This window comes from Nostoc sp., assembly GCF_036917535.1.
In the GTDB taxonomy this organism is placed as follows: domain Bacteria; phylum Cyanobacteriota; class Cyanobacteriia; order Cyanobacteriales; family Nostocaceae; genus Nostoc.
Genome location: NZ_JBALDA010000014.1, coordinates 203,928 through 215,085, shown reverse-complemented (window position 1 = coordinate 215,085; position 11,158 = coordinate 203,928). Strand labels below are relative to the sequence as shown.

The window sequence follows — 11,158 nt, the reverse complement described above, 5'->3', positions numbered from 1 at the left end:
CGTATCCGCAAACAACTTGACAAGTTTGATTGTCTACGAGATGCAATCGAGTTTGTCTTGAACCTAGTGTCCTAATTACCTTGGCGATTGCTATAATCCCAAAACTATGATTTTGAGCGAATCTAGAAACCCTTATAGAATAAGCGGTGTTTCTAATTCACATCAGACGTAAATTAGTTTTTTATACAGTTTGTTTTTGGTATTGAGTTTTTCAAGCTCAGGCGATCGCTGCCAAAGTTGAAGAAGTATTCAAAATTCAGAATTACTCTCGTGAGAGACTTAAACCTGTTGATTCAGACGCTAGCGGACTCGTTAACGCTGCACTATCCACCAGTTTCACAGAATTCAATTCTAAATTTTGGCTTCTGACTCCTGAGTTCTATTTTGTTAAACCCAAAATATTATCTGAGTTACTTACTCACCATTATCTGTTACGCAAAAGCGTTATTTAGCAACCAAAACTGGTTTTTTTACTGTTGATTGCACTAGTTCTGTGGTTGAGTGTACTAGTTCTTTTGCTGCTGATTGCACTAGTTCGGCAGTTGAGTGTACTAGTTCTTTTGCTGTTGACGCTACTGGTTGTGGCTGCAACAGTTGGGTGTAAAGTTCACTCAGTTGATGTGCGACACCATCCCAACTAAACTTAGTTTCGACGCGCTTTCTACCAGCTTTACCCAATTCATCTCCCCATTCTGGACTTAAAAGAATTCGGTCAATAGCACAAGCAAAAGCATCTACATCTTGCGGTGCAGCTAATAAACCAGTTTCTTCACTAACTACAGTAAATTGAAGTCCGCCGACATCACTTGCTACCACTGGTGTACCGCTTGCCATCGCTTCAATTGCCACTAGTCCAAAGGGTTCGTAGTGACTGGGAACAACGCAAACATCGGCAGCAGCGTAATAAGTTGGTAAAACATCTTGACTCAGACGACCAGCAAATATCGTAAAGTCGCTCATTCCCAATTCGTTGACGATTTGCTCAATGCGATCGCGCTCAATTCCGTCACTATTACCTGGAGTACTACCACCACCAATAATTAGCTGGAGATTGTTGGAGTCGCGTAGCTCAGACTCATTTAATGCCCGCACCAAGGTTTCTATACCTTTGCGTTGGTCAAAACGCCCTACATACAATACGACTTTGACTTCTTTGTCAATTCCCAATTCAGCCCTGGCTGCTTCTCGTGCAATCGAACCAAATCGCTGAATATCTGTACCACAGGGAATAACGTCGATATTACCTTTCGTAGAAACTAGCGATCGCATGTGTTCCTGTTCTTGCGGACTCGTCGCTACAATTCGCTCTGCATTTTCCAACACCTGTTTTTCCACTGCTAATCGCTGACTAGCAATCAAAGGAATATTTTCTATAGTGTTATACTTTACTGCTCCTAAGGAGTGGTAGGTGTGAACCTGTTTACTCTTTTGGATTTTATTTAACTGCATCCCCACCCAACTAGAGAGCCAATAATTAGTATGAACCAATTCGTATGTAATTTCGTTTTTTACTTGAAATTTGAGGAAATTATCGACAAATTCTGGCAAATATTCAAAAATATCATCTCGCGGCACAAACTCAAGGGGGCCAGCTTTTAAACGAATAGTTCGACAATTATTGCTATGTTCAACTATCGAGTCTTGCTCCAGACTGACTTTGCGGGTAAACATATCAACTTGCCATCCTAGTTGCGCTAGTGCTTCACCTACGTGGCGCACATAAACATTTTGTCCCCCAGCTTCTTCTTTCCCTATTTCAATCGCTGGGTCTCCGTGGACGGAAATCAAGGCGATACGTTTTTCGGTAGTAGAGTTCATAGTTTGTGTTGTGCTGATTTTAACAAAGTTTTAGGCTGTTCCATGCACGTGTATAACACACTTGCCTAAATTGTTTAGGAACTTTGATTATTATTGATTTTAATTTACTATGTCTAATTTATTTTTACATCCTCTGTCAGAAGTAGACTTTTAGATTAAATACAGATATTTAGTTTCTTTATATATAAGAAATTTTTATATATATATCTCATACTTTTGATAGAAAAAATTGTATTTTTCATTACTCTCTAGCTCTAATTTCATAGATATGGCAATTTTAATTTGCTCTCTATCTAAAGACTCAGCTCCCGACTTCTGTGAGATACAGCTAACGAATAGGGGGTAAGACCCCCTAAAACATCTCAAAGCAAGAAGTCATGGAGATATAAAAAGTAGAGGTATGGCGCTGCATTCAAAAAATCAAAGGGAAATAGCAAGAACAAAGAGCACAAATAGCGCTTGCATTATTCCCAAAAGGAAATATGTACATGAAAATGTACGATGAATTGCAAGTGTTATACGCAGATAAAGATTTTGCTGTCCTATTCACAGCCGGGTGTGGACAATCAGCAATATCTCTAGGCAAGCTGGATTATAAGTAGGTTTGACCTGCGACAAACACCGTTACGCTACGCGATAACATTCCCTACATATACTTAGATGTTTTCAAAAATCAAATCGGCTTGCTATAGGATAAAAATATATTTATTCAGCTTATATTCTCTAAAAGAAATCTAAATTCTGTTTTTACGCAATTCTACTGATTTTACTTCAAACTAATAAATATAGTCACCACCAATTTTCAAACGGAGAAGATTAATACATGAGTTTGATAGATGGTATATTTTTGACGCTATTAAATGCTGTTGCTTGTCTAGCACTGCCTAAGCTGCTATCTATAATTCTGCCTGCAAACAACCAAAACACCGAGCCTTCAAAGTCTGCTATGAAATCACAAGAATCTAACTTTGAAATTCCCAGTTTTTCTTAATGTAAACTGATTATCTGTAGATATCGCCTTGATGAGGAGAAAACATAGTTATTGGTGCAAGGCGATATCTTATCAATAAATTATACACATTTTGTTTTGTGAAAAGAATGAGAGTTAATCCGCTACTTGAAATTTGTTTTTCCATTCAACTAAAATTTATACAGAAAAAAACTGGTCTACAGTACAGCTAAAACCAGGCAATAACGGAGAAATGAAATTATCATTACTAAATAAGGTTACTACCAAGTTAAGTTGACTTTGTTCGCGCCGATAGACCTCTAGTTTACGCGATCGCCAATCAGCAATCCAATATTCTTTGACTCCTCTGGTAGAATAAAGTTTAAGTTTCGCTTCCTTATCTCGTCTTTGGTCTTCGTTGCTAGCAGACAAAACTTCGACTACTAAATCTGGTGCACCGATTAAATGTCCCGCTTCATCCAATGTTAGTGCCAAGGTTTCTTTAGTAGCCCAAACTACATCAGGAATCACATCATCTGATTCTGAAAACAAAATGCCGGGGTTGATTACAGCTTCTCCTAAACCAGTAGACTCTGACCAAACATCAAGTTGTCGAAAAATCTTGCCACAAGTTTGCTGATGTTTAAAGTGAGGTGCCCTAGTCATAAATAACTCTCCATCAACTATCTCGTAGCGCGTCCCTTCATTTTCTGCAAAGAGTTCCACATCCTGAGTTGTCCAGCGTACTCCTGTATTAAGCATCTGACTCATTGGCTAACTCCTTTAATCTTGTTTTTGTATTTTAATAAAACAGAATTCATGATTCATACTAATTGATTCTGAATTCGTAATTCTGTATTCTTCTTCAATCATCACTTACGATTTTCGCGCCGCCACTTACTCCGTACTAAACGAATTTCATTAAAAGTATAGCTTTCACCTAGTTGTTCTTTGATGGGAGTCAGGGAAATGTCACCGAGTACTTCTAAAACTTGCCAAATTTTTTGTTGATGTTCTATAGGTACTAATTGATTTAAATCAACTGGCTGATTTTTCTCAATTAGTTTTTCTAGATGATTGCTAACTGTTGCCGGACTCAGGTTACGTTTTTGGGCAATTTGAGCAATATTTAAACCTTGTTGATGTAATTGTAATGTCTGCAATTCGGTGTAAGAAGCTGAGTTGGAAGATGATACGGAAGTAACAGATTTATCTTGCAAACCTTTTTCTTGGCGATAGGCACGAATTTCTGTAAGAAACTTTTCGCCATATTGAGCGAGTTTGTGACTACCTACACCAGAAAGTTTGGCAAATTCAACTAAAGTTTGGGGTTGCACTTGTACCATCAATTTTAAAGTAGAATCGTGAAAGATGACGTAAGGTGGTACAGATTGCTCATCAGCCAATTGTTTACGTAGCGATCGCAACTTCTGTAATAATATTTCTGCAACTTCTGCTTTTTCACTCCCTTGTTCCCAGGTAATCTTTTGAACTGTAGTTACAGCTAGCGAAACTGTGCGTTGTTTTCGCATTACTTGCCAACTTAAGGCATTTAGTTTTAAAACTGAGTAACCATCGCTAGTTTGTTCTATTAACCCCTGATGTAAAAGCGATCGTCCCAACATTCGCCATTCATCTATAGTTCTATCTTTACCAATACCGTAGGTAGAAAGTTTATCGTGTTCGTACTGGATAATTTTGTCTTTTTTTGCCCCCCGCAACACATCAATTATGTGTAGCATCCCAAATCTTTCTTTACAACGCGCCACACAAGATAAAAACTTCATGGCTTCAATTGTCCAATCTTGCATGGGTTTGGGATGACGACAATTGTCACAGTTACCACAATACCCCGCAAACCTTTCTCCAAAATAACCTAGTTGAATCGTTCGTCGGCAATCAGTACCTTCAGCGTAATTGATCATCTGCCGCAGTTGTTGTTTAGCAATCAACTGTTCTTGAGGGTCAGTTTTTTGATCGATACTCCATTCAATTGTTTTAACATCACCAAAGCTGAAAAATATTGTACATCGAGATGGTTCTCCGTCTCTACCTGCCCTACCCGATTCTTGATAATAACTTTCTATATTTCTGGGCAGATCGAAATGAACTACTAAACGCACATCAGGTTTATTAATTCCCATTCCAAAGGCGATTGTTGCCACCATCACCCGGACATCATCTCGAATAAATCGCGTTTGATTACTACTACGTTCTTCATCAGTTAATCCGGCATGATAAGGTAGAACAGCAACTTTATCATTTTGGAGTTTAAACGTGAGTTCATCAACTTTTTTACGAGTTAAACAATAAATAATTGTTGAACCTTCAGTTTCTCGAATTAGTTCTAATAATTCAGCGTAAGCATATTTAGTTTTAGGACGAACTTCGTAATAAAGATTTTCACGATTAAAACTGGCAAGATGGATGCTAGGTTGCTTTAGCCCTAGTTGTTGAATGATATCACTACGGACGCGATCGGTTGCTGTGGCGGTGAGGGCGACGGTAGGGACATCAGGATAGCGTTTCCGCAGAGATTTCAACTGGCGATATTCTGGGCGAAAATCGTGTCCCCATTCCGAAACGCAATGCGCTTCATCAATCGCAAAGCTAGAAATACCGATTTTTTCTTTCACTAAATCGAGAAACGGAAGAAACCTTTCACTGAGGAGACGTTCCGGGGCGACGTAGAGTAATTTTACTTTACCGCTGAGGATGGCTTCTTCCCGCGATCGCACTTGGTAAGCATTCAAACTGCTATTAAGAAATGTCGCGTTAATATTATTATTTCGCAGTGCTTCTACTTGGTCTTGCATCAAAGCAATTAACGGCGACACCACTACTGTTACTCCATTTTTCAACAATGCTGGTAGCTGAAAACATAGAGATTTTCCCCCGCCAGTCGGCATCACAACCATTAAATCTCGATTTTGCAGCGCATCTTCAATAATTTGCCGTTGTCCAGGGCGGAATTGGTCATAACCGAAGTGATATTTTAGCGCTTGTTCGAGATGGGGATACTGAAGCATAGCGATCGCTTTTTCGGGGCCGTTCTGCGTGGGTAGTTATTGAAGATATCAGGATTTTAACTCACATCATCGGCAGCTTTGGTCAGGTCTGTGTTTGTGTTGGCGATGTCTACGACGGGCTACGCCTACGCACGCTCATCAAAGATCATATATGATGCGATGTCTACGACGGGCTACGCCTACGCTTGACTTTCAAGATAGTTGCTACAAAATCCGATTGCACTTGTATTGAGCTAATAAACATCGTCATGAGTACCAATGTCTAGCAAAAGAACAACTTGTTCCCCACTTTCGTTATCAGTTTTCAGCGAGAAAACAACGCGACAATCATATCCACAAGAACATGAAAGCAACCCTAATAACTTTCCCTCTAGCTTGTGAGTGCCCAAGTTGGCTGCAAATATGTCATTCTCCATAGCAGCAATAGTTTCTTCTATTCTGGCTTGCAAATCAGCATTACGACGAGCAAATTTTCGGAAAGCTCTTTTAAATTTGCTAGTGATAACCAACCTATACATCGGCTACATTTGGGTTATTGAGATATTCCCGTAATTCTTGAATTGCTTCAGCAGCAGTCTGGACTTTGAGCCTACCTGCTTGGAATTCAGCAATGGAAGTTGCTGCATCTGACGCAATTTCATCTCGCCGACTTTCAATAATTCGGTTTTTGAGAATTTGTACCAGTATTTCTTGCTGCTCTAAAGTCAGCTCCATCGCGGCATCTAAAACTCTATCTAGATTACTTAGTTGCTTCATCCTCTTAATTATTTAGGTTGATAACAAAACTTATAAAGATATAAACTTACAAGTCTTACCCTCATAGCTTTTTTAGCTTTGTCAAACTTATTTTAACTTATCGCACTAAATCAATTTTCATAGAGGAGCGATCGCTTTTTCAAGGCTGTTCTGTGTGGGTAGTTATTGAAAATATCAGGATTTTAACTCACATCTTCGGTAGCTTTGGTCAGGTCTGCGTTTGTGTTGGTGATGTCTACGACGGGCTACGCCTACGCACGCTCATCAAATATCATATATGATGCGATGTCTACGACGGGCTACGCCTACGCTTGACTTTCAAGACAGTTGCTACAAAATTGTGTGATTCGGACTAAACTACATTCTCGGCATCAGCTGCTAATACTTGGTCAACGGTTAAAGTTAAGTCTGGAAAAGTTTGACAAGGAATTGTTTCTCCTTCTAGATACTCAGAGCGTTGATACTCACCATTTTCTAGGGTCAGGACGATCGCCTTTTTTCCTTTTCCTCGCAGACAATATTTAGCAGGAATTTGACCATTAAGTTTTAGCTTGTTGAGTCTTATGCTTCGAGCTAACCTACAAGCTCGGCGTTTTGCTTGCAGCAGTGCTGACGCTCGTTCCTCTCTACGAAACGCTGCACGAACGCTACCGCTTCGCTAACGTCATCGCACGCTCATCAACCTACAATACATGAGCGATCCTTTTATTGTTTGACCTCGCGATAAGATAGGCGATCGTACTTGGAATATGAGGCGATCGCACGCTCACCAACCTTCATGCTATGAGCGATCACTTTTAGGTCAGGTTGAACTAGCAAATAATGGCGCGCTCGCACTAACTCATCCTACTCACATCAGCCATCACTTGACTGCTTAAGACAGTCGCGACAAGATCGCAACTCCACCATTACCATATTCCTTTGAGACGTTTCGATTAACTTTCCTCCTCTTTGTCGCTATTTAAAAGTTCTTTAAAACGACCGTGTCCATAGTCCAACTTTTCTTTTTCGTATTTTTCATCAAAGCTTTGCTCCTTGCTTTCCCCATACATCTCGAACATCCAGCTATGGTCATATTGCTTCTTGCTAAATATCTCTGATGCTTTGGCCGCCGCGTTTTCCATCGTTACATGATCGCCCCCGTCTGTCATGATAATCGTGGCATAGTGAAAATCCCATTCTGCTTCGTGTTTGTCATTATCATGGCTCTTGTAGTAAAGTATCTTTCCTGCTTCCTTTGTTTCTGCCGCCCTGTGGTCTGGCGACTCAGTATCAACCCCACCTGCTATGTAACTTGCCATCGCCCTGCAATCACTTGGCATTAACGGCCGGTCAATATTAGTTAAATCTTTGTTTATATATTCTTCTACCCGTCTATTTATTGCCTCGAGGTCGATTCCCAGGTTTGAAAACTGCTCTTTTGCAATCTCTTGCAATTTTTTTGGCAGATCATTTTTTTCTTTTACACCTAAAAACTTACGTACCTTTGTAGAGCTATCATCAAAGTCGTCTAATAATTCATCTTCTATCTCATCTGCGAGACGCTTGACTCTTTGCTCGTAGTTTGACTCTACCTTAGTCCGCACTTTCTCTGACGCATTGTTCTCATTCTCCCCACCCATGCCCTCCGACTTATAAGAGTTCACGGCCTTATCAAGATCACTATCTCTGATTACCTCAGGTTGAACAAGCTTTCTATTCTCTCCAACAGGATCATCTTCTTGAGGTATGAACTCCACCTTGGGGTTGGCTATTGCGTTGGCCTCATCCAGCTTATCCTGTGTTGCATAAAGCTTAAATCCGGTTTTCTCTACCCTTAGCTTTTGATTTTCTGACACCTTTCCCATCTCTTCTGTTTCCGAATATCTCTGAATTACCTGCCTTTGCTGCACCACCCCCCCATTTTGCTGCACCACATGGGTCAACTCATGCGCTAACAACTCCTGCCCCCCTCGACTCCCCGGCTGATAAGCTCCCTGCCGAAAGAACACATCCTGCCCGGTCGTAAATGCTTTCGCCTGTATCGAGCGATTCAACTGGTCACTCTGAGTATCAGTGTGAACCTTCACCCTACTGAAATCAGCCCCAAATGCTTGCTCCATCGGTTCACGGATATTCTTTGCCAATGACTGTCCCCCACCCCGTGCCTGATTGATGGATGCTTCCAAATCTTGTGTTGCTGCCATACCACCGTCTGACACCCGACGCTGCACCATCGGCTTCATTTGCAATTCTTCTTCATCAGGCAATGACTCGCGCTGGATACTGCCCGATGGTTTCATTTGCAATTCTTCTTCCTCTTCAGGCAATGACTCACGCTGAAGTTTCTCGCTCTGTGGCTGATGAATTCTTTGCACTACCTGACGCGCTGTTTCGTCAGCTTCCTGCTCATACTTATCTCCAGGCTCCCCAATTGTCAGCTTTGCCTGAATTGGTGTATCTGGTCTTCTTAGTGGAATATTGGCAAAGTTATGACTAAATCGCTTTGCGTGTTTCAGCCGAGAATTCAATAATCCATCCATCTTGGCTTGCAGCACAGTCAGCCGTTCCTGCCCCTCTGGCGTAATCTTGCCATATTTAGCTTGTAATTCCAGTCCTGTTGCCTTAAACTTCTGTTGTGCAAAGGCAACATCTTCTTTTGTACTTTGTGTCACTGGTGCAACTGATGCTTTTTGGACTCGGCTAGCAAACGGTCTATACGCCAATTGAGGGTTTTGTTCTACTGCTTTGGAATTGCTATTGATGAATGAGGCAGTCTTTGACAATCTTTTATTGTGCATTGCTTTTATAAGTTATTTATTTGCAGTCAACCTGACATTAAGTTTTCGGTCTACTGACTTTGGGTAATATCTTTATTAAAAGAAATATATATGTATTATTCTATAGAATTATTTTTCTGGTATAAAACGTATTCATCTACCTTAAAGTAGAGATTACTGTTCAAAAAATGTAACTTTTAATTAATTACGTAAAAATTAAAATCTAAAATTCACATCAGCATCCACCTAACCGAGAATTTGCAGTTATTACTTTGCCTTTATGCCCTATCTGAGTACATTTTAGCTGTGATTCTAAAGCATCAATTTTTCGTAAAAGTGACACTCCCCACATTATAGAAATCACTAACTTGATAGTCATGCCTACGAGCAAAAGTGTCACTATTGTGGCATTTTTCTTTTGTTGGGCTAGCCTTTTTTGTTGCTCAAGAAGTCGTGCTTCTACTTCTTGAGCACGTTCAGCCTCGAATGCTTGCTGTACTTCTTGCCGATCTAATTCTTCACTAGCAGCTAAAAACTGATAATCTAAGTTGCTCAAGTTTTTACCATTTGCCCACGTTTGAGCATCTATCAAGGCTTGTCCACGCAATAGGCGAGATTTATCTTTTTTTTCTGAGGCTACCCATGCATTGAAGTTTTCATAGTAGGGGCGCAAGTAAGCTAGTTTTTTTCCAACCCATTCTAAATTGAAAACTTCTTGATAAATTCGATTTTTTATTTGGAGAAAACCTTGTTTTTTGATTACCAAGCCAGACAGCAACAGTTCTACCTGTTCTCGACTATCATCGGCTGGTATTTTCATTCCTTGGAGAATTTGTTGATAAATTCCTAGTAATCTGGCGGCAAATTTTTCGTTTCTGAGAATGCGATCGCGAATAGTCCTGAGATGCTCCGGTTCATCTTGTGATTCCCATTTTTCGATAATGTGCGATCTCACCACATTTTCTATCCAAAATTCTTCTGTGCCAGGGGGAATTTTCAGCTTTCTACCCATATCATCTTGAGATAAACTCACAAGCAGCCGACACAGCTTTTGAGTAAGAAATGGTTGCCCATCTGTCCAAACTAATACTTCTTTCAAAACTTTCTGAGGATGATTGTCTTTAATATCTAGTCCCAAAGAAAGTGGTTGAGCTTCCTCAAAGGTGAAACCATTTACTTGGATGGTTTTACCAAGATTAAATGGGGTAGTATTATTTCGATATATAATTAAATCTGAAGGTGTAGCAACCCCAAAAATTGCAAATGTAATCCGATGATACTCTGGATTAATTGCTCGTTGGTTATAACAAAACCGAATCAAGCTAAAAAAATCATCAACGGAGAAATCGAGGTTAAGTATACTATCAACTTCATCAATAAAAATAAATAGTCTTTCGTTAGGAAACTGAGCTAACAAAACTTCCGAAATAAACCGACTGATTTTCTGTACCAAAGAAAGATCGCTTTGTTCTTGCCACCAGGTTTTTAAATTGACTTTTTCTAACAGTTTAAAACTCAAACATAAGTCTCCGACAACTCCTTTATACCACTGTTCTGGAGTTATATTTTCACAACCAATATTAGTCATATCAACAGTGGCACATCTAAAGCCCTCTTTTTGCAAACGGTGCTTTGTTTTTACCATAAGTGAAGATTTTCCCATTTGCCTACAGCTTAGGATATAGCAAAATTCACCATGTTTCAAAGCTTCGTAAAGTTCCACATCCGCTCTCCGCTCAACATAGCTAGGAGCATCACTAGTGAGAGTACCACCAACTTGGTATCGATAATTTTTCATTTAATTGATTTTTAATTTTAAATTACTTCTATATCTCAATTAAGAAATT

Annotated in this window: 7 protein-coding genes and 1 pseudogene; all 8 read right to left on the bottom strand. The window is 39.9% G+C overall.

Going from position 1 to position 11,158, the window contains the following annotated elements; all coding sequences use genetic code 11:
• Positions 1-582 precede the first annotated feature (582 nt).
• A pseudogene (locus tag V7K56_RS04615) lies at positions 583-1,818 on the bottom strand (glycosyltransferase family 4 protein); the annotation flags it as partial.
• 1,147 nt (positions 1,819-2,965) lie between these two features.
• The gene (locus tag V7K56_RS04610; RefSeq protein ID WP_334908029.1) at positions 2,966-3,538 is read right to left on the bottom strand and encodes a Uma2 family endonuclease; all 573 of its coding nucleotides are present in this window, start codon (positions 3,536-3,538) and stop codon (positions 2,966-2,968) included.
• A gap of 101 nt (positions 3,539-3,639) precedes the next feature.
• Positions 3,640-5,796 carry a DNA helicase RecQ gene (gene recQ, locus V7K56_RS04605; RefSeq protein WP_334908027.1) on the bottom strand — a complete coding sequence of 719 codons (2,157 nt, stop codon included), beginning with the start codon at positions 5,794-5,796 and terminating at the stop codon, positions 3,640-3,642.
• Positions 5,797-6,029: 233 nt separating this feature from the next.
• Positions 6,030-6,314, bottom strand: coding sequence for a type II toxin-antitoxin system RelE/ParE family toxin (locus tag V7K56_RS04600; protein WP_334908025.1), 285 nt, complete (start codon positions 6,312-6,314; stop codon positions 6,030-6,032).
• Positions 6,307-6,552: a hypothetical protein gene (locus tag V7K56_RS04595; RefSeq protein ID WP_334908023.1), complete on the bottom strand. Its 246-nt coding sequence runs from the start codon at positions 6,550-6,552 to the stop codon at positions 6,307-6,309. Before V7K56_RS04595 ends, V7K56_RS04600 begins: the two co-directional genes overlap by 8 nt.
• A gap of 705 nt (positions 6,553-7,257) precedes the next feature.
• Positions 7,258-7,389 carry a hypothetical protein gene (locus V7K56_RS04590; protein WP_334908021.1) on the bottom strand — a complete coding sequence of 44 codons (132 nt, stop codon included), beginning with the start codon at positions 7,387-7,389 and terminating at the stop codon, positions 7,258-7,260.
• Between the two features lie 98 nt (positions 7,390-7,487).
• Positions 7,488-9,317, bottom strand: a complete 1,830-nt coding sequence (locus V7K56_RS04585) for an eCIS core domain-containing protein (RefSeq protein WP_334908019.1) — start codon at positions 9,315-9,317, stop codon at positions 7,488-7,490.
• Positions 9,318-9,546: 229 nt separating this feature from the next.
• Entirely contained in the window at positions 9,547-11,109 is a 1,563-nt protein-coding gene (locus tag V7K56_RS04580) for an AAA-like domain-containing protein (protein ID WP_334908017.1), read from the bottom strand.
• Positions 11,110-11,158: the final 49 nt, after the last annotated feature.